At 71.5% G+C, this 23,659-nt stretch carries 20 protein-coding genes; 17 read left to right on the top strand and 3 right to left on the bottom strand.

The window, feature by feature from the left end:
* Positions 1 to 147 precede the first annotated feature (147 nt).
* Together ACW69E_RS09160 and ACW69E_RS09165 are read left to right on the top strand one after the other, a co-directional pair.
* Positions 148 to 840, top strand: a complete 693-nt coding sequence (locus ACW69E_RS09160) for a demethylmenaquinone methyltransferase (protein WP_237877711.1) — start codon at positions 148 to 150, stop codon at positions 838 to 840.
* Between the two features lie 165 nt (positions 841 to 1,005).
* Entirely contained in the window at positions 1,006 to 2,301 is a 1,296-nt protein-coding gene (locus tag ACW69E_RS09165) for a geranylgeranyl reductase family protein (protein WP_457497679.1), read from the top strand.
* Positions 2,302 to 2,422: 121 nt separating this feature from the next.
* Here the strand turns inward: ACW69E_RS09165 and ACW69E_RS09170 are convergent, their stop codons facing one another.
* Positions 2,423 to 3,250 carry a C40 family peptidase gene (locus ACW69E_RS09170; RefSeq protein WP_457497680.1) on the bottom strand — a complete coding sequence of 276 codons (828 nt, stop codon included), beginning with the start codon at positions 3,248 to 3,250 and terminating at the stop codon, positions 2,423 to 2,425.
* 726 nt (positions 3,251 to 3,976) lie between these two features.
* On the opposite strand from ACW69E_RS09170, the gene ACW69E_RS09175 reads away from it, so the two are divergent.
* The 14 genes from ACW69E_RS09175 to nuoN are packed head-to-tail and all read left to right on the top strand — an operon-like array spanning position 3,977 to position 20,150.
* Positions 3,977 to 4,336 carry an NADH-quinone oxidoreductase subunit A gene (locus ACW69E_RS09175; RefSeq protein WP_206348966.1) on the top strand — a complete coding sequence of 120 codons (360 nt, stop codon included), beginning with the start codon at positions 3,977 to 3,979 and terminating at the stop codon, positions 4,334 to 4,336.
* A gap of 10 nt (positions 4,337 to 4,346) precedes the next feature.
* On the top strand, positions 4,347 to 4,901 hold the full coding sequence (locus ACW69E_RS09180; protein WP_457497681.1) for a NuoB/complex I 20 kDa subunit family protein: 555 nt from the start codon (positions 4,347 to 4,349) through the stop codon (positions 4,899 to 4,901).
* Positions 4,898 to 5,614 carry an NADH-quinone oxidoreductase subunit C gene (locus ACW69E_RS09185; protein WP_457497682.1) on the top strand — a complete coding sequence of 239 codons (717 nt, stop codon included), beginning with the start codon at positions 4,898 to 4,900 and terminating at the stop codon, positions 5,612 to 5,614. The genes ACW69E_RS09180 and ACW69E_RS09185 overlap by 4 nt, the downstream gene beginning before the upstream one ends.
* Positions 5,614 to 6,972 carry an NADH-quinone oxidoreductase subunit D gene (locus ACW69E_RS09190; protein ID WP_457497683.1) on the top strand — a complete coding sequence of 453 codons (1,359 nt, stop codon included), beginning with the start codon at positions 5,614 to 5,616 and terminating at the stop codon, positions 6,970 to 6,972. Before ACW69E_RS09185 ends, ACW69E_RS09190 begins: the two co-directional genes overlap by 1 nt.
* 17 nt (positions 6,973 to 6,989) lie before the next feature.
* Positions 6,990 to 7,826: an NADH-quinone oxidoreductase subunit NuoE gene (gene nuoE / locus ACW69E_RS09195; RefSeq protein WP_457497795.1), complete on the top strand. Its 837-nt coding sequence runs from the start codon at positions 6,990 to 6,992 to the stop codon at positions 7,824 to 7,826.
* Positions 7,826 to 9,166, top strand: a complete 1,341-nt coding sequence (nuoF, locus tag ACW69E_RS09200) for an NADH-quinone oxidoreductase subunit NuoF (RefSeq protein WP_457497684.1) — start codon at positions 7,826 to 7,828, stop codon at positions 9,164 to 9,166. Before nuoE ends, nuoF begins: the two co-directional genes overlap by 1 nt.
* A complete protein-coding gene (locus ACW69E_RS09205; protein WP_457497685.1) occupies positions 9,163 to 11,709 on the top strand; it encodes an NADH-quinone oxidoreductase subunit G in 2,547 nt (848 codons plus the stop codon). Before nuoF ends, ACW69E_RS09205 begins: the two co-directional genes overlap by 4 nt.
* Positions 11,709 to 13,115 carry an NADH-quinone oxidoreductase subunit NuoH gene (gene nuoH, locus ACW69E_RS09210; protein ID WP_457497686.1) on the top strand — a complete coding sequence of 469 codons (1,407 nt, stop codon included), beginning with the start codon at positions 11,709 to 11,711 and terminating at the stop codon, positions 13,113 to 13,115. The genes ACW69E_RS09205 and nuoH overlap by 1 nt, the downstream gene beginning before the upstream one ends.
* Positions 13,108 to 13,734 (top strand): NADH-quinone oxidoreductase subunit NuoI, encoded by a 627-nt coding sequence (gene nuoI, locus ACW69E_RS09215; protein ID WP_457497687.1) that lies wholly within the window; start codon positions 13,108 to 13,110, stop codon positions 13,732 to 13,734. The genes nuoH and nuoI overlap by 8 nt, the downstream gene beginning before the upstream one ends.
* Positions 13,731 to 14,663 carry an NADH-quinone oxidoreductase subunit J gene (locus ACW69E_RS09220; protein ID WP_457497688.1) on the top strand — a complete coding sequence of 311 codons (933 nt, stop codon included), beginning with the start codon at positions 13,731 to 13,733 and terminating at the stop codon, positions 14,661 to 14,663. Before nuoI ends, ACW69E_RS09220 begins: the two co-directional genes overlap by 4 nt.
* Positions 14,660 to 14,959, top strand: coding sequence for an NADH-quinone oxidoreductase subunit NuoK (gene nuoK, locus ACW69E_RS09225; protein WP_093660472.1), 300 nt, complete (start codon positions 14,660 to 14,662; stop codon positions 14,957 to 14,959). The genes ACW69E_RS09220 and nuoK overlap by 4 nt, the downstream gene beginning before the upstream one ends.
* 13 nt (positions 14,960 to 14,972) lie before the next feature.
* Positions 14,973 to 16,919: an NADH-quinone oxidoreductase subunit L gene (gene nuoL / locus ACW69E_RS09230; protein ID WP_457497689.1), complete on the top strand. Its 1,947-nt coding sequence runs from the start codon at positions 14,973 to 14,975 to the stop codon at positions 16,917 to 16,919.
* A gap of 4 nt (positions 16,920 to 16,923) precedes the next feature.
* Positions 16,924 to 18,519 carry an NADH-quinone oxidoreductase subunit M gene (locus ACW69E_RS09235; RefSeq protein WP_457497690.1) on the top strand — a complete coding sequence of 532 codons (1,596 nt, stop codon included), beginning with the start codon at positions 16,924 to 16,926 and terminating at the stop codon, positions 18,517 to 18,519.
* A 35-nt stretch (positions 18,520 to 18,554) separates the two neighbouring features.
* The gene (gene nuoN / locus ACW69E_RS09240) at positions 18,555 to 20,150 is read left to right on the top strand and encodes an NADH-quinone oxidoreductase subunit NuoN (protein ID WP_457497796.1); all 1,596 of its coding nucleotides are present in this window, start codon (positions 18,555 to 18,557) and stop codon (positions 20,148 to 20,150) included.
* 140 nt (positions 20,151 to 20,290) lie between these two features.
* Here the strand turns inward: nuoN and ACW69E_RS09245 are convergent, their stop codons facing one another.
* Both ACW69E_RS09245 and fahA read right to left on the bottom strand, forming a co-directional pair.
* Entirely contained in the window at positions 20,291 to 20,794 is a 504-nt protein-coding gene (locus ACW69E_RS09245) for a hypothetical protein (RefSeq protein ID WP_457497691.1), read from the bottom strand.
* Between the two features lie 173 nt (positions 20,795 to 20,967).
* Complete coding sequence (gene fahA / locus ACW69E_RS09250) at positions 20,968 to 22,206, bottom strand: fumarylacetoacetase (RefSeq protein WP_457497692.1); 1,239 nt, start codon at positions 22,204 to 22,206, stop codon at positions 20,968 to 20,970.
* A 278-nt stretch (positions 22,207 to 22,484) separates the two neighbouring features.
* Between fahA and ACW69E_RS09255 the strand changes: the two genes are divergently transcribed.
* Complete coding sequence (locus tag ACW69E_RS09255) at positions 22,485 to 23,495, top strand: polyprenyl synthetase family protein (RefSeq protein ID WP_457497693.1); 1,011 nt, start codon at positions 22,485 to 22,487, stop codon at positions 23,493 to 23,495.
* Positions 23,496 to 23,659: the final 164 nt, after the last annotated feature.

Genomic DNA, 23,659 nt, shown 5'->3' on the forward strand with positions numbered 1-23,659 from the left:
GCCGTGGCCCGGCAGGATCGGCCGGATCCGAGCGGTCCTGGCCCCTGTGCCGGCCGGCGGGTTCACGGCGATGCCCGGAAGTTCTGTGCGTCCACGCGCCGGGGAGCCGGGGCGGGGGCAGGGGGGTGGGGCTGGGAGTATGGGCACATGACGCGCGCATCCCTGGACAAGCAGCCCAACGAAGTCGCCGCGATGTTCGACAAGGTGGCGGCCCGGTACGACATCACCAACGACGTGCTGTCCCTCGGGCAGGCCCGGCTGTGGCGGCGCGAGGTCGCCCGCGCCGTGGACGCGCGGCCGGGGGAGCGGGTGCTGGACCTGGCGGCCGGGACGGGCACGTCGTCGGTGCCGTTCGCGACCGCCGGGGCGTACACGGTGCCGTGCGACTTCTCCCTCGGGATGCTGCGGGAGGGCAAGAAGCGCGAGCCGTGGATGCCGTTCACGGCCGGGGACGCGACCCGACTGCCGTTCGCCGACGACGCGTTCGACGCCGTCACCATCTCCTTCGGGCTGCGCAACGTCCACGACACCGACGCCGCGCTGCGCGAGATGCTGCGGGTGACCAAGTCCGGAGGGCGGGTGGTGATCTGCGAGTTCAGCCACCCCACCTGGGAGCCCTTCCGCAAGGTCTACACCGAGTACCTGATGCGGGCCCTGCCGCCCGTGGCGGAGGCCGTGTCCAGCAACCCGGACGCCTACGTCTACCTCGCCGAGTCCATCCGCGCCTGGCCCGACCAGCCGGGTCTGGCCCGCAGGCTCCAGGACGCGGGCTGGGAGAAGGTCGCCTGGCGCGATCTGACGGGCGGGATCGTCGCCCTGCACCGGGGGTTCGCCCCGTAGGACCGGGAGCGGTCCGGGGCGGGCGGACAGGGCGACCGGTCACGGGGAGCGGGAGTTCGCCCGCGCATCCCTTCTCCGGCGGGCCCAGGGCCCCTGCATAGACTGCATCCGTCCAGTGCCCGGCGCGACCGGCACGTTGAATACCGAGTCTTGCGGGAGTCCGTCGTGACCGAGTCCCCCTCGAAGGCAGCCTCCGAGCACAGCGCCGATGTGATCGTGGTCGGGGCCGGCCCCGCCGGGTCCACCACCGCCTACCACCTGGCCCGCTCCGGGCTCGACGTCCTGCTGCTGGAGAAGACTGCCTTCCCCCGGGAGAAGGTCTGCGGCGACGGGCTGACCCCGCGCGCGGTCAAGCAGCTCGTGGCGATGGGGATCGACGTCTCCGAGGAGGCGGGCTGGCTGCGCAACAAGGGCCTGCGGATCATCGCCGGCGGCACCCGGCTCCAGCTCGACTGGCCGGAGCTGGCGAGCTACCCGGACTACGGACTGGTCCGCAGGCGCGACGACTTCGACGAGCAGCTCGCCCGGCAGGCCGAGAAGGCCGGGGCGCGGCTGTACGAGCGGTGCAACGTCGGTGCGCCGATCACCGACGGGCGCACGGGCCGGATCACCGGTGTGGAGGCGAAGCTGGGCGAGGACAGGACGCCGGTCTCCTTCCGGGCCCCGCTGGTGGTCGCCGCGGACGGCAACTCCACGCGACTGTCGCTGGCGATGGGCCTGCACCGGCGCGAGGACCGTCCGATGGGCGTGGCCGTGCGCACGTACTTCACCTCGCCGCGCCACGACGACGACTACCTGGAGTCCTGGCTGGAACTGTGGGACCGGCGGGGGGCGGAGGACCGGCTGCTGCCCGGCTACGGCTGGGTCTTCGGGATGGGCGACGGCACCTCCAACGTCGGTCTGGGCGTGCTCAACACCTCCTCGTCCTTCAAGGAGCTGGACTGGCGCGAGGTCCTCAAGGCGTGGTGCGCCTCGATGCCCGAGGAGTGGGGGTACACGCCCGAGAACATGACCGGCCCGATCCGCGGCGCGGCCCTGCCGATGGCCTTCAACCGCCAGCCGCACTACACGCGGGGGCTGCTGCTGGTCGGTGACGCGGGCGGCATGGTCAACCCGTTCAACGGGGAGGGCATCGCGTACGCCATGGAGTCCGGGCAGATCGCGGCCGACGTCATCGTCCAGGCCCACGCCCGGCGGAGCCCGGCCCAGCGGGAGCTGGTGCTGCGGCGCTACCCGAGGGTCCTCAAGGACACCTACGGCGGCTACTACACGCTGGGTCGCGCCTTCGTGAAGCTGATCGGCAACCCCAAGGTCATGAGGCTGGCGGCCGAGCGCGGTCTGACCCACCCGATGCTGATGCGCTTCACGCTGAAGCTGCTGGCGAACCTGACGGATCCGACGGGCGGCGACGCGATGGACCGGATCATCAACGGGCTGACGAAGGTCGCCCCGCGCGCGTAGCGGGCCGCCCGCGCGCGGGGCGCGGGGACGGGCCAGGAGTCGGCGAAGGGCCGTCCGGTTCTCCGGACGGCCCTTCGCCGTGTGCGTGTCCGTGTACGTGCCGTACGCGCGCCGCGCGGCGTCAGAGCACGCGCACCGCGCCCGTCGGCATGTCGTAGCTCATGTCGCGCTCGACGACGCCGGTGGAGGGGTTCTGGGCGCCGATGAAGCGGCCGTTCCCGATGTAGACGGCGACGTGGTACGCGTTGCCGGCGCTGCCCCAGTAGAGGATGTCGCCCGGCCGCACGCTGCTCAGGGAGACCTGGGTGCCCGCCGTGGACTGCGGCTGCGAGGTCCGCGGGAGGCTGACCCCGATCTGGCGGAAGGCGGCCTGGGTGAGGCTGGAGCAGTCGTAGGCGCTCGGTCCGGTGGCGCCCATGACGTACGCCTTGCCGACCTGCGCGCGCAGGAAGCCCACCAGGGTCGCCACGTTGCCGCTGCCGACCGGCGCGGACGTGGCGGGGGCGGCGGTCCCGGCGGGGGCGGCGCCGAGAGTGGTGCGCCGGGAGTCGCGCGCCGCGCGCTCCCGGGCGGCGCGCTCGGCCTCGGCGGCTTCGGCGGCCTCCGCCGCCCTGCGCTCGGCCTCGGCCTTCTTCTTCTCGGCCAGTTCTCCGGCCCGCTCCATGGCCTGCTCGGCGGCCAGGGTCCGCGCGGCCTCGGTCTCGTACCGGGTCGCGACCGTCCGGTTGGCGTCGGCGGCCCGCAGGGCACCGGTGGCCGCGTCGGGGACGATCACGGGCATCTCGGCGGTGTCGGCGACCGTCTTCCGCTCCTCGGCGGAGGAGGGGGCGGCCGCGGCGGTCACCGCGAGAGTGCTGAGGACGCCACCGGCAACGCCCGTGCGCAGCAGGGGGTTCCTGCCGGCTCGACGGGGTTTCCGGTGGCTGGGTATGTGGGCGGTCTGGGACATGTCACCACGGCTATCAGCCGTGGGAGGTTCCGTTCAACAAAGGTGTGTTACGCCACACTCGGCGTGTACGCGCCCACTTTGAGCGGAGCGGGGCACTCCGGAGGCCTCTCCCGGAAGTTGATCATTGCCCCGTTAAGGGGCCGTGACCATGACATTGTCCGATTGATCCACTTCGATCCGCACGCCTAGCACGGGCGGCGCTCCGTGCGCAAAGACGGGCCCGCGCCGCGAGGGCCGGGCGTGGTGGAGGTCACAGATTGAGCACGGATTCACGATCTTGCCGCGCAGGCCTTCCGGGAGATCGCGAAGGCGGGTCCGGGTGGCCGGCCCCGGCTCCGGCCGAGGTCCTCCCGAGGTCCCGCTCCGCGCCGTCTAGCGAGTTCGGACGTCCAGGGCAAATTTGCTTGTAGTGGGCATCTCTTGATAGGGCGCACCCCCTCCGACCAGCGAAGACGCATCGGAATGTCACGTGTGGTGATCAGTCGGCCGCTTCACGTGTGAAGATCGCCGTCCATCCGGCTTCATGATCATTCGTCAGGTGGTGGAGATCACAAACTTGTTGCCGCACCCCGTGTCGCAGATCACAGAAGGTCGGGCATAGGATGCAGTCGACTCGGGCTTGTGAACTGCCTCACATACGCACGATCTTCGTGAACGGAACACCGGTCCGAAAACGGCCCGCAACGGCCCGCCGGCAGCGTCGTCGACTGGAAGGAGCGAGGAGCGGTGAACGTCTACGCGCCCATCCTCGTACTGGGAGCGCTCGGGGCAGCCTTCGCTGTCTTCTCCGTGGTCATGGCCTCGATCGTCGGCCCCAAGCGCTACAACAGGGCCAAGCTCGAGGCATACGAGTGCGGCATCGAGCCCACCCCGCAGGCAGCGGGGGGCGGGCGCTTCCCGATCAAGTACTACCTGACGGCGATGCTCTTCATCGTCTTCGACATCGAGATCGTCTTCCTCTACCCCTGGGCCGTCACCTTCGACGTCCTGGGGCTGTTCGGGCTCGTGGAGATGCTGCTCTTCGTGCTCACCGTCTTCGTCGCCTACGCCTACGTCTGGCGGCGCGGCGGCCTGGAATGGGACTAGGGGCGTACACATGGGTATCGAAGAGAAACTGCCGAGCGGTTTCCTGCTGACCACCGTCGAGCAGGCCGCGGGCTGGGTGCGCAAGTCGTCGGTCTTCCCGGCGACCTTCGGACTGGCCTGCTGCGCCATCGAGATGATGACCACCGGCGCCGGCCGCTACGACCTCGCCCGATTCGGGATGGAGGTCTTCCGCGGCTCGCCGAGGCAGGCGGACCTGATGATCGTGGCCGGCCGGGTCAGCCAGAAGATGGCCCCGGTCCTGCGGCAGGTCTACGACCAGATGCCGAATCCCAAGTGGGTCATCTCCATGGGGGTGTGCGCCTCCTCGGGCGGCATGTTCAACAACTACGCGATCGTGCAGGGCGTCGACCACATCGTGCCGGTCGACATCTACCTGCCCGGCTGCCCGCCGCGCCCCGAGATGCTGCTGGACGCGATCCTCAAGCTCCACCAGAAGATCCAGGAGGGGAAGCTCGGGGTCAACCGGGAGCAGGCCGCCCGCGAGGCGGAGGAGGCGGCGCTCAAGGCGCTTCCGACGATCGAGATGAAGGGGCTGCTCCGATGAGCGAGGCAGAGGCGAACGGCAACGGCGCCGTCCCGTCGCCGCGCGGCGGGACGGGCGAGGTGATCGACGTCCGCCGGGGCATGTTCGGCGCCAAGGAGGGCGGCGACACCTCCGGCTACGGCGGACTGGTGCGCACCGTCCGGCTGCCGGGCGCGTCGTCCCGGCCGTACGGCGGGTGGTTCGACGAGGTGGCCGACGAACTGGAGGGCGCGCTCGAGGAGCAGGGCCTGGTGCCGGAGGAGGTGATCGAGAAGACGGTCGTGGACCGCGGCGAGATCACCTTCCACATCGCCCGCGACCACCTGCCGGTGGTGGCCCGCGTCCTGCGCGACGACCCCGCGCTCCGCTTCGAGATGTGCACCGGCGTCAGCGGTGTCCACTTCCCCGGCGACTCCGAGCGCGAACTGCACGCCGTCTACCACCTGCGCTCGATCACCCACAACCGGCTGATCCGGCTGGAGGTGAGCGTGCCCGACGGCGATCCGCACATCCCGTCGATCGTCTCCGTCTACCCGACCAACGACTGGCACGAGCGCGAGACGTACGACTTCTTCGGCATCGTCTTCGACGGCCATCCCGCGCTCACGCGGATCATGATGCCCGACGACTGGCAGGGCTTCCCGCAGCGCAAGGACTACCCCCTCGGCGGCATCCCCGTCGAGTACAAGGGCGCCCAGATCCCGGCTCCCGACCAGCGGAGGTCGTACAGCTGATGAGCACCTCGCACGCAACCCCGCACGCGACGGACCCCACCGCCTCGCAGGCCGGCACCCGCGAGACCACCGAGGGCACCGTCTACACCGTCACCGGCGGCGACTGGGACGAGATCGCCACCGCCGCGGCCAGGGGCGACGACGAGAAGATCATCGTCAACATGGGCCCGCAGCACCCGTCCACGCACGGCGTGCTCCGGCTCATCCTGGAGATCGACGGCGAGACGGTCACCGAGGCCCGCTGCGGCATCGGCTACCTGCACACCGGTATCGAGAAGAACCTCGAGTACCGCACCTGGACGCAGGGCACGACCTTCGTGACGCGCATGGACTACCTCACGCCGTTCTTCAACGAGACGGCGTACTGCCTGGCGGTGGAGAGGCTGCTGGGCATCGAGGACCAGGTGCCCGAGCGCGCCGACGTCATCCGCGTGATGATGATGGAGCTCAACCGGATCTCCTCCCACCTGGTGGCCATCGCCACCGGAGGCATGGAGCTGGGCGCCACCACGGTGATGATCTACGGCTTCCGGGACCGTGAACTGGTCCTGGACCTCTTCGAGCTCATCACCGGCCTGCGGATGAACCACGCCTACATCCGGCCCGGCGGCCTCGCCCAGGACCTGCCGGCCGGAGCGGTCGACCAGGTCCGCGAGTTCGTGAAGAAGATGCGGAAGAACCTGCCGGAGTACGACAAGCTCTGCACCGGCAACCCCGTCTTCAAGGCGCGCCTGAAGGACGTCGGCTACCTGGACCTGGCCGGCTGCATGGCGCTCGGCGCCACCGGCCCGATCCTGCGCTCCACCGGACTCCCGCACGACCTGCGCAAGGCCCAGCCGTACTGCGGCTACGAGACCTACGACTTCGACGTCCCCACCGACACCACCTGCGACTCCTACGGCCGCTTCCTGATCCGGCTGGAGGAGATGCGCCAGTCGCTGCGGATCGTCGAGCAGTGCCTGGACCGGCTGGAGCCCGGCCCGGTGATGGTCGGCGACAAGAAGATCGCCTGGCCCGCGCAGCTCGCGCTCGGCCCGGACGGGCTCGGCAACTCGCTGGACCACATCAGGAACATCATGGGCACCTCGATGGAGGCCCTCATCCACCACTTCAAGCTGGTGACCGAGGGCTTCCGGGTGCCGCCGGGCCAGGCGTACGCCGCGGTGGAGTCCGCCAAGGGCGAGCTGGGCGTGCACGTGGTCAGCGACGGTGGCACCCGCCCGTTCCGGGTCCACTTCCGGGACCCGTCCTTCACCAACCTGCAGACCATGGCGGCGATGTGCGAGGGCGGCCAGGTCGCCGACGTCATCGTCGCCGTCGCGTCCATCGACCCCGTGATGGGAGGCGTCGACCGGTGACAGACGTATCGCTCGGGATGCCCCAGCTCCCCGCACCCGACTACCCGGCCGACGTCCGCGCCCGGCTGGAGGCGGACGCCAGGGAGATCATCGCCCGCTACCCCGGCAGCCGCTCCGCGCTGCTGCCGATGCTGCACCTGGTGCAGTCCGAGGAGGGGCACGTCACCCCCACCGGGCTGCGGTTCTGCGCCGAGATGCTCGACCTGACCACGGCCGAGGTCTCGGCGGTGGCCACCTTCTACACCATGTACCGGCGCAAGCCCTCGGGCGACTACCAGGTGGGGGTGTGCACCAACACCCTGTGCGCGGTGATGGGCGGCGACGCCATCTTCGAGGCGCTCCAGGAACACCTCGGCGTCGGCAACGACGAGACCACCGAGGACGGCAAGGTGACGCTGGAGCACATCGAGTGCAACGCGGCCTGCGACTTCGCCCCCGTGGTGATGGTCAACTGGGAGTTCTTCGACAACCAGACGCCCGAGAGCGCCAGGAAGCTCGTGGACGACCTGCGCGCCGGGCGCGAGGTGCGGCCCACCCGCGGCGCCCCGCTGTGCACCTTCAAGGAGACCGCCCGCATCCTCGCCGGATTCCCCGACGAGCGGCCCGGCGCCGTCGAGGCGAGCGGCAGCGCGGGCCCGGCCTCGCTGGCCGGACTGAAGCTGGCCAAGGGAGAGAAGGCCGGCCCGAAGGTGGTCTCGCCGCGCGGCGGGGAGGGGGCCGCGTCGGCCGGGCAGCCCGTCACCGAGACCGGCGAGGCGCCCCAGCCCCACCCCAGCTCCCACGACGCGCCGCGCAGGACGGCCGCCTCCGACCCCGACAACCCGGCCGGTCCGGTGGCGAAGGAGGGCAAGTGATGACCGCCGAATCAGCGGAGAAGCTGCTGGCCCCGGTGCTCTCGGCCTTCTGGGACGACCCGACGTCCTGGACGCTGGACACCTACCGGGCGCACGAGGGCTACGAGGGCCTGCGCAAGGCCCTGGCGATGAAACCCGACGACGTCATCGCCTACGTCAAGGAGTCCGGTCTGCGCGGCCGCGGCGGCGCGGGCTTCCCCACCGGCATGAAGTGGCAGTTCATCCCCCAGGGCGACGGCAAGCCACACTACCTGGTGGTCAACGCCGACGAGTCCGAGCCGGGCACCTGCAAGGACATCCCCCTCCTCTTCGCCAACCCGCACGCGCTGATCGAGGGCATCGTGATCGCCTGCCACGCGATCCGCTCCAACCACGCCTTCATCTACCTGCGCGGTGAGGTCGTCCCCGTGCTGCGGCGCCTGCACGCCGCGGTCCGCCAGGCCTACGAGGCCGGCTACCTCGGCAAGGACGTCCTCGGCTCCGGCCTGGACGTGGACATCACCGTGCACGCGGGCGCGGGCGCCTACATCTGCGGCGAGGAGACCGCCCTGCTGGACTCCCTGGAGGGCCGGCGCGGCCAGCCCAGGCTGCGTCCCCCCTTCCCGGCCGTCGCGGGCCTGTACGCGTGTCCCACCGTCGTCAACAACGTCGAGTCCATCGCCTCGGTTCCCGCGATCATGAACCGGGGCAAGGAGTGGTTCCGCACGATGGGCAGCGAGAAGTCCCCGGGCTTCACGCTGTACTCCCTCAGCGGCCACGTCGCCGCCCCCGGCCAGTACGAGGCGCCGCTGGGCATCACGCTGCGCCAGCTGCTGGAGATGAGCGGCGGCATGCGCCCCGGCCACCGGCTGAAGTTCTGGACCCCGGGCGGCTCCTCGACCCCGCTGCTGACCGACGAGCACCTCGACGTACCCCTGGACTACGAGGGGGTCGGCGCCGCCGGGTCGATGCTCGGCACCAAGGCGCTCCAGTGCTTCGACGAGACCACCTGCGTGGTCCGCGCGGTGACCCGCTGGACGGAGTTCTACGCCCACGAGTCCTGCGGCAAGTGCACCCCCTGCCGCGAGGGCACGTACTGGCTCGTCCAGCTCATGCGCGACATCGAGGCCGGCAAGGCGGCCATGTCCGACCTCGACAAGATCGCCGACATCGCCGACAACATCAACGGCAAGGCCTTCTGCGCCCTCGGCGACGGAGCCGCCAGCCCGATCTTCTCCTCCCTGAAGTACTTCCGCGAGGAGTACGAACAGCACGTCACCGGGCGGGGCTGCCCCTTCGACCCGGCCAAGTCGACCCTGTGGGCCGACGACAGGACCGCACACCTGGAGGTGAACGCGTGACCGTCACCACCGACGCCAAGGCCTCCGGAGGCGGAGAGGCCAAGCCGCCCGAGGCTCCCGAGGACGCGGTGACGCTGACGATCGACGGCATCGAGGTCAGCGTGCCCAAGGGCACCCTGGTCATCCGCGCCGCCGAACTGCTCGGCATCGAGATCCCGCGTTTCTGCGACCACCCCCTGCTGGACCCGGCCGGGGCCTGCCGCCAGTGCATCGTCGAGGTCGAGGGCCAGCGCAAGCCCATGGCCTCCTGCACGATCACCTGCACCGACGGCATGGTGGTCAAGACGCACCTGACCTCGCCGGTGGCCGAGAAGGCCCAGCGCGGCGTGATGGAGCTGCTGCTCATCAACCACCCGCTGGACTGCCCGGTCTGCGACAAGGGCGGCGAGTGCCCGCTGCAGAACCAGGCCATGTCCCACGGGCAGGCCGACAGCCGCTTCGACGGCCGCAAGCGCACCTTCGCCAAGCCCGTGCCGCTGTCGGCCCAGGTGCTGCTGGACCGCGAGCGCTGCGTGCTGTGCGCCCGCTGCACCCGCTTCTCCAACCAGATCGCGGGCGACCCGATGATCGAACTGCTGGAGCGCGGCGCCCTGCAGCAGGTCGGCACCGGCGAGGGGCCGCCCTTCGAGTCCTACTTCTCCGGCAACACCATCCAGATCTGCCCGGTCGGCGCGCTCACCTCGGCCGCCTACCGGTTCCGCTCCCGCCCCTTCGACCTGGTCTCCTCGCCGAGCGTGTGCGAGCACTGCTCCACGGGCTGCGCCACCCGCACCGACCACCGGCGCGGCAAGGTCATGCGGCGGCTGGCCGCCGACGACCCGGAGGTCAACGAGGAGTGGATCTGCGACAAGGGCCGCTTCGCCTTCCGCTACGCCCAGCAGCGCGACCGGCTCACCCACCCGCTGCTGCGCAACGCCGAGACCGGTGAGCTGGAGCCCGCGAGCTGGCCCGAGGCGCTGGACGCCGCGGCCAGGGGACTGGCGGCGGCCCGCGGCCGCACCGGCGTCCTCGCCGGCGGACGGCTGACGGTCGAGGACGCCTACGCGTACGCCAAGTTCGCGCGGGTCGCCCTCGACACCAACGACATCGACTTCCGCGCCCGCGTCCACAGCACCGAGGAGGCCGACTTCCTCGCCTCCCACGTCGCCGGACGCGGACTGGACGCCGACGGAAGCGGCGTCACCCACACCGCGCTGGAGAAGGCCCCGGCCGTGCTGCTGGTCGGCTTCGAGTCCGAGGAGGAGGCCCCCGGCGTCTTCCTGCGGCTGCGCAAGGCGTACCGCAAGCACGGGCAGCGCGTCTTCTCCCTGGCCACCCACGCCACCCGCGGGCTGGAGAAGGCCGGCGGCACCCTGCTGCCGGCCGCTCCGCACACCGAGACCGAGTGGCTGGACGCGCTGGCCGGCGGCGTCGGACTCGACGAGACCGGGCAGAAGGCCGCCGAGGCGCTGCGCGCCGAGGGGTCGGTGATCATCGCCGGGGAGCGGCTGGCCGCCGTGCCCGGCGGCTTCACCGCCGCCCTGCGGACGGCCACCGCCACCGGCGCCCGCCTGGTGTGGATCCCGCGCCGGGCCGGCGAGCGGGGCGCGGTCGAGGCCGGAGCGCTCCCGACGCTGCTGCCCGGCGGACGCCCGGCCACCGACCCGGACGCCCGCGCCGAGACGGCCGCCGTCTGGGGCGTGGCGCAGCTGCCGGTCCGCTTCGGCCGCGACACCGGACAGATCGTCGAGGCCGCGGCCGGCGGCGAACTCGCGGCCCTGCTGGTCGGGGGCGTGGAGGTCGCCGACCTGCCCGACCCGGAGCTGGCCCGCCGGGCGCTGGACGAGGCCGGTTTCGTCGTCAGCCTGGAGCAGCGGCCCTCGGAGGTCACCGAGCGGGCCGACGTGGTCCTGCCCGTCGCCGCGGTCGTGGAGAAGGCCGGCTCCTTCCTCAACTGGGAGGGCCGCTCGCGGCCGTTCGAGGCCGCCATCAAGCCCGACCAGATGACCCGCCGGCTCGTCCAGTCCGACCACCGGGTGCTGCACATGCTCGCCGACGCCCTCGACGTCCACCTCGGGCTGCCGGACGTACGCACCGTCCGCGCCGAGATGCGGCGCCTGGGCGTCTGGGACGGTCCCCGCGCGGACGCGCCGGAGGCCGGCACCCGGCAGGTCCCGCGGCCCGCCGCGGGCGAGGCCGTGCTCGCCGGCCACCGGCTGCTGCTCGACCGGGGCCGGCTCCAGGACGGCGACGAGGCGCTGGCCGGCACCCGGCACGCCGCCGTCGCCCGGCTGTCGGCCGCCACGGCCGCCGAGGTCAAGGTCGCGGGCGGCCAGGCGCTGACCGTGACCGGCCCGGCCGGGACGGTCACCCTGCCGCTGGAGATCACCGAGATGCCCGACCGCGTGGTCTGGCTGCCGCTGAACTCCACGGGGGGCGGCGTCCTGGACGGCCTGGGCACCGTGCCCGGCCGGCTCGTGAAGCTGTCGGCGGCCCCGGCCGCCGGTGCGACCACCGGTGCGACCGCCGCGGGCCCGGAGGAGACGAAGGGGGTGGAGGCGTGATGAGCCCGTCCGTCCTGGCCACGGGGACGACGGTCCTCGCCGAGGAGGACCTGTCGATGTTCGGCACCGATCCCTGGTGGCTGATCGGCCTCAAGGCGGTGTTCTGCTTCGCCTTCCTGATGGTGACCGTGCTGATCTCCATCGTCATGGAGCGCAAGGTCGTCGCCTGGATGCAGCTGCGCATCGGCCCCAACCGGCACGGCCCCTGGGGGATGCTCCAGTCGCTGGCCGACGGCGTCAAGCTGATGCTGAAGGAGGACGTCAACGTCAAGGCGGCCGACAAGGCCGTCTACATCCTGGCCCCCATCATCGGCGCGATCCCCGCCTTCATGGCCATCGCGGTGATCCCCTTCGGCCCGCCCGGCAACGAGGTGTCGATCTTCGGCACCCGCACCGCGATGCAGCTCACCGACCTGCCGGTGGCGATCCTGTACATCCTGGCCACCGCCTCCATCGCCGCCTACGGCACGGTGCTGGCCGGCTGGTCCTCGGGTTCCACCTACCCGCTGCTGGGCGGTGTGCGCGCCACGGCCCAGGTGATCTCCTACGAGGTCGCCATGGGCCTGAGCTTCGCGGCGGTCTTCCTCTACTCCGGGTCGATGTCCACCTCGACGATCGTCGGTGCGCAGGCCGACACCTGGTTCGCGCTGCTGCTGCCGGTGTCGTTCCTCATCTACATGGTGGCGATGGTCGGCGAGGCGCACCGCGCGCCCTTCGACATGCCCGAGTCCGAGGGCGATCTGGTCGGCGGTTTCAACACCGAGTACTCGTCGATCAAGTTCGCGTTCTTCATGCTCGCCGAGTACGTCCACATGGTCACCGTCTCGGCCCTGGCGGTCACCCTCTTCCTGGGCGGCTGGCGCGCCCCGGCGCCGATCAGCACCTACTGGGAGGGCGCCAACCACGGCTGGTGGCCGCTGCTGTGGTTCGTCGTCAAGGTGAACCTGCTGCTGTTCCTCTTCGTCTGGCTGCGCGGCACGCTCCCGCGCGTGCGCTACGACCAGTTCATGCGGCTGGGCTGGAAGGTCCTCATCCCCGTCTCGCTGGCCTGGCTGATGCTGGTGGCCACCGTGCGGGCGCTGCGCAACGAGGGCTACGAGTTCGGCGACATCGTGCTCTGGGTCGCCGGCGCGGCGCTGGTGCTGCTCCTGCTGTCCTTCGTCTACGACGCCGTCCGCGAACGCGGCGAGCGCGCCGGGGAGAAGGAGGAGGCCGAAAAGGCGGCCGGAGACGAGACCTTCGACCCGATGGCGGGCGGCTACCCCGTACCGCCGCTGCCGGGCCAGACCCTGCCGCCCGTACCGCGCCGGCGGCCGCGCCGCGAGCGGGAGACCGCGGGCGTGGGGGCCGGCGCGGACGGCGAGTCCAGCGAGACCGGCAAGGCCAGGGAGGCCGAGGATGCCTGAGTTCGAGAACCCGGTGGCCGGCTTCGGCGTGACCTTCAAGGCCATGTTCAAGAAGCGGCTCACCGAGCAGTACCCCGAGCAGAAGAAGCCCACCGCGCCGCGCTTCCACGGCCGGCACCAGCTCAACCGGCACCCGGACGGGCTGGAGAAGTGCATCGGCTGCGAGCTGTGCGCCTGGGCCTGCCCGGCCGACGCGATCTACGTGGAGGGCGCGGACAACACCGACGAGGAGCGCTACTCGCCCGGTGAGCGCTACGGGCGCGTCTACCAGATCAACTACCTGCGCTGCATCCTGTGCGGCCTGTGCGTCGAGGCGTGTCCCACCCGGGCGCTGACCATGACCAACGAGTACGAACTGGCCGACCGGAGCCGCGAGTCGCTCATCTACACCAAGGAGGAGCTGCTCGCCGGGCTGGAGGAGGGCATGGTCGACACCCCGCACGCGATCTTCCCGGGCATGACCGAGAAGGACTACTACCGGGGGCTGGTCACCGAGGCCGCTCCGGGGACGGTCCGGCAGGAGGCCCACTCCAGGAACCCGAAGAACGAGCCCCCGCAGGCCGCGGCCGACACCTTCGGCCCCGACGAGCCGGCCTCCGAGGCGGTGAGCGAGAAGTGAACGGCACCCTGCTGGCCGCCGCCTCCACCACCTCCACCGGCGAGGCGGTGCAGTTCTGGATCCTGGGCACCGTCGCGGTGCTGGGCGCGCTCGGGACCGTGCTGATGAAGCGGTCGGTGCACTCGGCGCTCTGCCTGGCCGGGACGATGATCGTCCTGGCCGTGTTCTACCTGGCCAACGGCGCCTATTTCCTGGGCATCGTGCAGATCGTCGTCTACACCGGCGCGGTCATGATGCTCTTCCTGTTCGTGCTGATGCTCGTCGGCGTCACCGCCGCCGACTCGCTGAAGGAGACCATCAAGGGCCAGCGCTGGATGGCCGCCCTGTGCGGGCTCGGCTTCGGCATCCTGCTGGTCGGCGGCATCGGCAACGCCTCCGTCGGCACCTTCACCGGCCTGGCCGAGGCCAACGCGGGCGGCAACGTCCAGGGCCTGGCCCGGTCGATCTTCACCGATTACGTGTTCGCCTTCGAGATCACCGGCGCGCTCCTGGTCACCGCGGCCGTCGCAGCCATGGTGCTCACCCACCGCGAGCGCACCGAGCGCCGCGACACCCAGCGCGAACTCGCCGAGAAGCGCGTCCGCGAGGGCAAGCACCTTCCGCCGCTGCCCGCACCCGGCGTGTACGCCCGGCACAACGCCGTGGACATCCCCGGTCTGCTGCCGGACGGCACACCCTCCGAACTCACCGTCAGCGACACGCTGCGCTCCCGCGGCCAGGTCCGGGACGTCTCCCGCAAGGCCCTGTCAGACCTGGCGGCGCTGGAGCGCCGCACCGGGGAGTACCTGGGCCGGGGCGAGGGCGGCGGCCGGGACGTGCGCGACGCGGCGGACGTACGCAAGGACGTCTCGGACGACTCCCCGGACGCGGCGGACCGCGACCGCGACGGGGACCGCGACGCAGACCGTGACAGGGAGGCCGCGAAGTGAACCCGGTCAACTACCTCTACCTGGCCGCGCTGCTGTTCACCATCGGGGCCAGCGGGGTACTGCTGCGGCGCAACGCGATCGTCGTGTTCATGAGCGTCGAGCTGATGCTGAACGCGGCCAACCTCGCGCTCGTCGCCTTCTCCCGGCTGCACGGCAACCTCGACGGCCAGATCATCGCGTTCTTCACGATGGTCGTCGCCGCCGCCGAGGTCGTGGTCGGACTGGCGATCATCGTGACGATCTTCCGCTCCCGCCACTCGGCCTCGGTCGACGACGCCAGTCTGATGAAGCTGTAAGGGGTAGCGAACAGTGGAGACTTTGATCGGACTGCTCGTCGCGGCGCCGCTGCTGGGCGCGGCGGTGCTGCTGTGCGGCGGCCGGAGGCTGGACCGCACCGGCCACTGGATCGGCACGGCGCTGGCCGCCGCGTCCTTCCTCCTCGGCGCGGTGCTCTTCGCCGACATGCTCGGCCGCGAGGCCGGGGACCGCACCATGGGCCAGCACGTCTTCAGCTGGATCCCGGTCGGCGGATTCCAGGCCGACCTGGCCTTCCGGCTCGACCAGCTGTCGATGACCTTCGTCCTGCTGATCACCGGCGTGGGCACGCTCATCCACGTCTACTCGATCGGCTACATGGAGCACGACGAGCGGCGGCGCCGCTTCTTCGGCTACCTCAACCTGTTCCTCGCGGCGATGCTCCTGCTCGTCCTGGCCGACAACTACCTGCTGCTGTACGCTGGGTGGGAGGGCGTGGGCCTCGCCTCGTACCTGCTGATCGGCTTCTGGCAGCACAAGCCCAGCGCGGCGACGGCGGCCAAGAAGGCGTTCATCGTCAACCGCGTCGGCGACATCGGCCTGTCCATCGCCATCATGATCATGTTCACCACCTTCGGCACCTTCGCCTTCTCCCCGGTGCTGGAGTCGGTGGGCGAGACGAGCGAGGGCACGGCGACGGCCATCGGCCTGATGCTGCTGCTGGCGGCCTGCGGCAAGTCCGCCCAGGTGCCGCTCCAGTCCTGGCTGGGCGACGCGATGGAGGGCCCGACCCCGGTCTCCGCCCTCATCCACGCCGCGACGATGGTCACCGCCGGCGTCTACCTGATCGTCCGCTCCGGCGCGATCTTCGACGCCGCGCCCGCCGCGCAGACCGCGGTGGTCACCGTCGGCGCGGTCACGCTGCTGTTCGGTGCGATCGTCGGTTGCGCCAAGGACGACATCAAGAAGGCCCTGGCGGGCTCGACCATGTCGCAGATCGGCTACATGGTGCTGGCCGCGGGCCTCGGTCCGATCGGGTACGCCTTCGCGATCATGCACCTGGTCACCCACGGCTTCTTCAAGGCCGGGCTCTTCCTCGGCGCCGGCTCGGTGATGCACGGCATGAACGACGAGGTGGACATGCGCCGCTACGGCGGTCTGCGCAAGTACATGCCGATCACCTTCGCCACCTTCGGGCTCGGCTACCTGGCGATCATCGGCTTCCCCGGTCTGTCCGGCTTCTTCTCCAAGGACAAGATCATCGAGGCGGCCTTCGCCAAGGGCGGCACCGAGGGCTGGATCCTGGGCGGCGCCGCCCTGCTGGGCGCGGCCATCACCGCGTTCTACATGACGCGCGTGATGCTGATGACCTTCTTCGGCGAGGAGCGCTGGCGCAATGCGCCCACCCCGTCGCCGAAGGAGCCGGGCGTGGAGCCGGCGGCCGAGACCGGGGGCGAGTACGAGGTGCCGCACCCGCACGAGTCCCCGAAGTCGATGACGGTCCCGATGATCGTCCTGGCCTTCGGATCGGTCTTCGCCGGCGGCCTGTTCAGCTGGGGCGAGGCGTTCGTCCACTGGCTGGAGCCGGTCGTCCCCTTCGAGCACGGCCACCCGCCGGTCAGCGCGCTCACCGTCACCGCGGCCACGGTCGTGGCCCTGCTCATCGGTGTAGGCGCCGCCTGGCTGCAGTACGGGCGCAAGCCCGTGCCCGCCGTCGCCCCGCGCGGCTCGCTGCTCACCCGGGCCGCGCGCCGCGACCTGCTCCAGGACGACTTCAACCACGTGGTACTGGTCAAGCCCGGCGAGTACCTCACCCGCGGCCTGGTCTACCTCGACCACAAGGTCGTCGACGGCGCCGTCAACGGCACCGCCGCGGCGGTCGGCGGCCTGTCCGGCCGGTCGCGGCGGATCCAGAACGGTTACGCCCGCAGTTACGCGGTCTCGATGCTCGGCGGTGCGGCGGTCCTGGTCGCCGCGACCCTGCTGATGAGGGCGGTCTGATCCCATGTCATTTCCCCTGCTGACGGCGGTGGCCGCGCTGCCCGCGATCGGCGCGGTCGCCACCGCCGCCGTACCCGCGGCCCGGCGCACCGCCGCCAAGTGGCTGGCGCTGGCCGTCTCCCTGGCCACCCTGGTCCTCGCCGCGGTCGTGGCCTTCCGCTTCGACCCCGGCGGCGACCGCTACCAACTGACCGAGTCGCACACCTGGATCGCCGACTTCGGCGTCCGCTACGAACTGGGCGTGGACGGCATCGGGGTCGCCCTGATCGCGCTGACCGCCCTGCTGATCCCGTTCGTCGTCCTGGCGGGCTGGCACGACGCCGACCCCCTGGAAGAGGCGGCGCCAGACCGCCGGTGGCGGCCCACCCAGGGGTTCTTCGCGCTGATCCTGGCCGTCGAGGCGATGGTGATCATCTCCTTCGCGGCCACGGACGTCTTCCTCTTCTACGTCTTCTTCGAGGCCATGCTCATCCCGATGTACTTCCTCATCGGGGGCTTCGGGGACCGGGCGGGCGCCCGCGACGAGGGCGAGGCGGCCAAACAGCGCTCCTACGCGGCCGTGAAGTTCCTGCTCTACAACCTCGCCGGCGGCCTGGTCATGCTGGCCGCGGTGATCGGTCTGTACGCCGTCACCGCCGACCAGCTGGGCGAGGGCACCTTTTCCCTCCAGGCGATCGTCGAGGCCCGCGCCTCCGGCGAGCTGGCGATGGCGCAGAACACCGAGCGGCTGCTGTTCCTCGGTTTCTTCCTCGCCTTCGCGGTCAAGGCGCCGCTGTGGCCGCTGCACACCTGGCTGCCCAACGCCATGGGCGAGTCCACCGCACCGGTCGCCGTGCTCATCACGGCGGTCGTCGACAAGGTCGGCACCTTCGCGATGCTCCGCTTCTGCCTCGGGCTCTTCCCCGAGGCCAGCGCCTGGGCCACCCCGGTGGTGCTGGCGCTGGCGCTGGTCAGCATCATCTACGGCGCCCTGCTCGCCATCGGGCAGCGCGACATCAAGCGGCTGATCGCCTACGCGTCGATCTCCCACTTCGGCTTCATCGTCCTGGGCATCTTCGCGATGACCAGCCAGGGCCAGGGCGGCGCGACGCTCTACATGGTCAACCACGGGATCTCCACCGCCGCCCTGATGCTGGTCGCCGGCTTCCTGATCTCGCGCCGCGGTTCCCGGCTCATCGCCGACTACGGCGGGGTGCAGAAGGTCGCCCCGGTGCTGGCCGGCACCTTCCTGATCGGCGGGCTCGCCACCCTGTCGCTGCCGGGGCTCGCGCCGTTCGTCAGCGAGTTCCTGGTGCTGGTGGGGACGTTCACCCGCTATCCGGCCGCCGGGATCGTCGCCACGTTCGGCATCGTCCTGGCCGCGCTGTACGTGCTGGTGCTCTACCAGCGCACCATGACCGGGCCGGTCCGGCCCGGGGTCGAGCGCATGCCCGACCTGAGGAAGCGCGAACTGGCGGTGGTGGCACCGCTGATCGCCCTGCTGGTCCTCCTCGGCGTCTTCCCCAAGCCGCTGACGGACATCGTCAACCCGGCGGTCGAGCACACCCTCTCGGACGTGCAGAAGACCGACCCCGATCCTGAGGTGGAGGCCGCCAAGTGAGCACCACCACGGAACTCACCCTGCGGGCGCAGGAGATGATGCCCGCGCCCGACATCGAGTACGGGCAGCTCGCCCCGGTGCTGATCGTCATCGGCGCCGCCGTCGTCGGCGTCCTGATCGAGGCGTTCGTGCCGCGCCGGGCGCGGTACACCGCCCAGGCGCTGCTGGCGGGCCTGGCCCTGGCGTCGGCCTTCGCGGCCGTCGTCGGGCTGGCCGCGGCCGGAAGGGCCACCACCGAGGCGGGGCTGGTCGCCATGGGCGCCCTCGCCGTCGACGGACCGGCGCTCTTCCTGCAGGGCGTGATCCTGCTGGTCTCGCTGGTCGCGCTGCTCACCTTCGCCGAGCGCAGGCTCGACCCGCGGGCGCACGGCAGGCACGTGGACTCCTTCGCGGCCGAGGGCGCGGCGGTGCCCGGCGGCGAGGGCGAGAAGGCGGCGGTGCGGGCCGGCTTCACCACCACCGAGGTCTACCCGCTGCTGCTCTTCGCGGTCGGCGGCATGCTGGTCTTCCCGGCCGCCAACGACCTGCTGACGCTCTTCATCGCGCTGGAGGTCTTCTCGCTGCCGCTGTACGTGCTGTGCGCGCTGGCCCGCCGCAAGCGGCTGATGTCGCAGGAGGCCGCGCTCAAGTACTTCCTGCTGGGCGCCTTCTCCTCCGCCTTCCTGCTCTTCGGCATCGCCCTGCTGTACGGCTACGCGGGCAGCGTGAAGTACGCGGACATCGCCTCGGTGATCGCGGACACCAACCGCGGCACGACCGAGGCGCTCGCCGGGACGACGGGCAACGACGTACTGCTGCTCGTCGGCGGCGCGCTGCTGGTGATGGGCCTGCTGTTCAAGGTCGGCGCCGTGCCGTTCCACATGTGGACGCCGGACGTCTACCAGGGCGCCCCGACCCCCGTGACCGGCTTCATGGCCGCCGCCACCAAGGTCGCCGCCTTCGGCGCCCTGCTGCGGCTGCTGTACGTCGTGCTGCCCGGGCTCACCTGGGACTGGCGGCCGGTGCTGTGGGGGGTCGCGATCGTGTCGATGCTGGCCGGCGCGGTCATCGCCATCACACAGACCGACGTCAAGCGGCTGCTGGCGTACTCCTCGATCGCGCACGCCGGCTTCATCCTCGCCGGTGTGATCGCGGCGACGCCCTCCGGCATCTCGTCGGTGCTGTTCTACCTGGCGGCCTACTCCTTCGTCACGCTCGGCGCCTTCGCCGTGGTGACGCTGGTGCGGGACGCGGGCGGCGAGGCCACGCACCTGTCCAAGTGGGCCGGTCTGGGGCGCCGTTCACCGCTGGTGGCCGCGGTCTTCGCGGTCTTCCTGCTGGCCTTCGCGGGTATCCCGCTGACCTCCGGGTTCGCGGGCAAGTTCGCGGTGTTCAAGGCGGCGGCGGAGGGCGGCGCGGGGGCGCTGGTGGTCGTGGGCGTGATCGCCTCGGCCATCGCGGCGTTCTTCTACATCCGCGTCATCGTCCTGATGTTCTTCAGCGAGCCGAAGGTGGAGGGGCCGTCGGTCGCGGTGCCGAGCCCGCTGACCACCACGGCGATCGCCGTCGGTGTGGCGGTCACACTGGTGCTGGGCGTGGCCCCGCAGTACTTCCTGGACCTCGCCTCCCAGGCCGGGGTGTTCGCCCGCTGAGGCGCTCGCACGGCGGCGGCCGCCCGGCATCCGTGCCGGGCGGCCGCCGTATGTGTGCGCCGGGGGCGCCGCGCGGTGCGGAGCGCGGCGGCGGAGGCGGGCCGGGCGTCGCGCTTCCCGGGGATGCTCCCCGGCCGCGCTCACTCCGCGGGGAGGTCCAGATCGCTGGGCAGACCGCTGGGCAGGTCGCCGATCTCGGGGATCTCGGTGGAGACCTCGGGGACCTCCACCTTGGTGAAGGTGTCGGTGGTGCCCGACTCCCAGGCGACGGTGAGGCTCCCGCCCTTCACGCTCTCGACCGTGCCCTTGGTGCGGTCGGTGCTGCCGTCGGTGCACTTGAGGGCGAAGGTGACCGGATCGGCGTCGGTGTCCGCGGTGCCCGTGCAGGTGGTCTCTCCCAGCAGCGCCGCCTGTTCGCCGCTGACGCTCAGCACCATCGCCTTGCCGCCGCCCTCGGCGCTCCAGGTGCCGTTCACCCCGCCGGTCGCCGCCTCCCCGCCGGGGTCGCCGGTGGGCTCGGCGGTCTGTTCGGAACTCGGCTTCGACTCGGGCTCCCCGGAGCCGCCACCGCTTCCGCAGCCGCTCACCAGCAGGGCTGTGGCCAAGGCCGCGGCCGCTCCCGCGTACCGTGCTGATGTGCGCACCTGGTCCCCCTCCATGCGTATTGCCGGGTATCACTGCCTGTTGCAAGGACACGCCAAGCTAGCAGGTGGCACCGGCCGGCGGGCCGGTCCGGAACGGATTCCGGACCGGCGTGCGACCGGCGTGCGGACAGCAGGCCGGCCCGCGGCGGCCGGCCCCCGGCGGCGGGGCGGTGTCAGACGCCCCGGCCGGCAGCCGGGTGGACGCGGCCGGACACCTCGCCCAGACCGATGCGGGAACCGTCCGGTCCGGGCGCCCAGGCGGTGATGACGACCTCGTCGCCGTCCTCCAGGAAGGTCCGCTTGCCGTCGGGGAGTTCGACCGGATCGCGACCGGACCAGGTCAGCTCCAGCAGGCAGCCGCGCTGGTGCACCTCCGGGCCGCTGACGGTGCCGGAGGCGAAGAGGTCTCCGGTGCGCAGCGAGGCGCCGTTCACGGTCATGTGGGCGAGCTGCTGGGCGGCCGTCCAGTACATCGCGGAGAACGGCGGCTCGGCGATGGTGTGGCCGTTGAGGGAGACCGAGATCCGCAGATCCAGCCCGCCGGGCTCCCCGCCCGCGGAGTCCTCCAGGTAGTCCAGCAGCGGGTGGGTGCGCCGCGGCGGCTCGGTGCGGGCCGCGTCGAGGGCGTCCAGCGGGGTGACCCAGGCCGAGACGGAGGTCGCGAAGGACTTGCCCAGGAACGGACCCAGCGGCACGTACTCCCAGGCCTGGATGTCACGCGCCGACCAGTCGTTGACCAGGCAGACGCCGAAGACGTGCTCCCGGAAGTCCGCCTGCGGCACCGTTTCGCCCAGCCGGGAGGGGGTGCCGACGACGAAGCCGACCTCCGCCTCGATGTCCAGCCGGCGAGACGGGCCGAAGGAGGGGGAGGCCTCGTCGGGGGCCTTGCGCTGCCCCTGCGGGCGGACGACGGGGGTACCGGAGACCACGACGGTGCCGGAGCGGCCGTGGTAGCCGATCGGCAGGTGCTTCCAGTTGGGGGTGAGCGGTTCGCCGCCGGGCCGGAAGATCCGCCCGACGTTGGTGGCGTGGTGCTCGCTGGCGTAGAAGTCGACGTAGTCGGCCACCTCGAAGGGGAGGTGGAGGGTGACGTCCTCGAGCCGGATCAGGTACTGCGTGACGGTGCCGGCGTGCTCGGGTGCGGTCAGCCAGGAACGCAGCTCGGCGCGCACCGCCTGCCAGACCGGGCGCCCCGCCGCCATGAGGGGGTTGAGGCCCGGCTTCTGGAGCAGGCCGGTGTGGGGCGAGCCGAACGCGTCGGCGGCCGAGCCCGCGTCCAGGACGTACGGGCCGTAGCGCACGCCGATCCGGCGCAGGTCGGGGTCGTCCTCGGTGGTGAAGACGCCGTAGGGCAGGTTGTCCGGGCCGAAGAGATCGCCTTCGGGCAGTTCGAGCGGGGTCGCGTCGGACATGGGTGAGGTGCCTCGCCTTCGAGGTCGTCGCCGGTCAGGGCCGCGAACAGGCTACGCGGTGGTGATCCGCGGCAGAAGCGACCCGCTGCGAGGTGCGGCCGGGGCCGGGATGCGGCCTCCGTCACAGAGGGAACGCGGCGGCCGTGATCGTCTCGGGACCGGCTACGCTGCCAGGGATGATGATGGCGACAGCGGCCCGGCGGTACGGCGACACACCGCGAAGGCCGCGACGAGCCGCGTGATCGTTGGCTGATCGTACGCAGACAGGAGTACCCCTCGTGACCGTCGTCGGGCCCTTCGGGCTGAGCGTGCGGGACCATGCGCTGGAAACCGATGTCCAGGCGGGGTTGGCGGCTGTCGAGGAGGGCCTCATCGAGGCCACCAAGAGCGGCGTGCCCTTCATAACGGAAGCCGCGCAGCATCTGGTGCGGGCCGGCGGGAAGCGCTTCCGCCCGATGCTGGCGATGCTGGCGGCGCAGTTCGGAGACCCGCACGCCCCCGGGGTGGTGCCCTCGGCGGTGGTCGTGGAGCTGACGCATCTGGCGACGCTCTACCACGACGACGTGATGGACGAGGCGGACGTGCGGCGGGGAGTGCCCAGCGCCAACGCCCGCTGGGACAACTCCGTGGCGGTCCTCACCGGTGACTTCCTCTTCGCCCGGGCCTCGCACATCCTGGCCGATCTGGGACCGGAGGCGGTCCGGGTCCAGGCCGAGGCGTTCGAGCGGCTGGTGACCGGGCAGATCCTGGAGACGGCGGGTCCGCGGGAGGGCGACGACCCGATCGCCCACTACCTCGACGTGATCGCGGGCAAGACCGGCTCGCTGATCGCGGTGGCCGGACGCTTCGGCGCGATGATGTCGGGCGCGGACGAGAACGTCGTGGACGTCCTCACCCAGTACGGGGAGCGGATCGGCACCGCCTTCCAGCTGGCCGACGACGTGCTCGACATCGCCAGCGACTCCCACGAGTCCGGCAAGACACCCGGCACGGACCTGCGGGAGGGAATCGAGACGCTGCCGGTCCTGCGCCTGCGGGCCCGCGCGGCCGAGGGCGGTTCGCCGGAGGACCTGGCCCTGTGCGCGCTGCTGGACGGCGATCTGAGCGACGACGCCCGGCATGCGGAGGCGCTGGCGGGACTCCGTGCCCATCCGGCGCTGGAGGAGGCGCGGCGCGACACGGTCCGCTGCGCGGACGAGGCCCGCAACGTCCTGGCGCCGCTGCCGGACTGCGCGGCCAAGGAGGCTCTCTCCTATCTGTGCGACTCGGTGGTCCACCGCGCGGGCTGACCGCCCCGGGGGTTTCCGTTCCCCCGGCCCGGACGGGACCGTACGCCTGGAGAAGGGGGCGGCGGGCCGTGCGCGACGCCGGTGGGACGAGGTGGTGCCGGTGGTGTCATACCCCGGGAGTAGATCGGTTTGCCCCTGTCGTCTGACGCCCTGTCCGGAGCAAT

The sequence above is a fragment of the Streptomyces sp. SS8 genome (assembly GCF_054072955.1).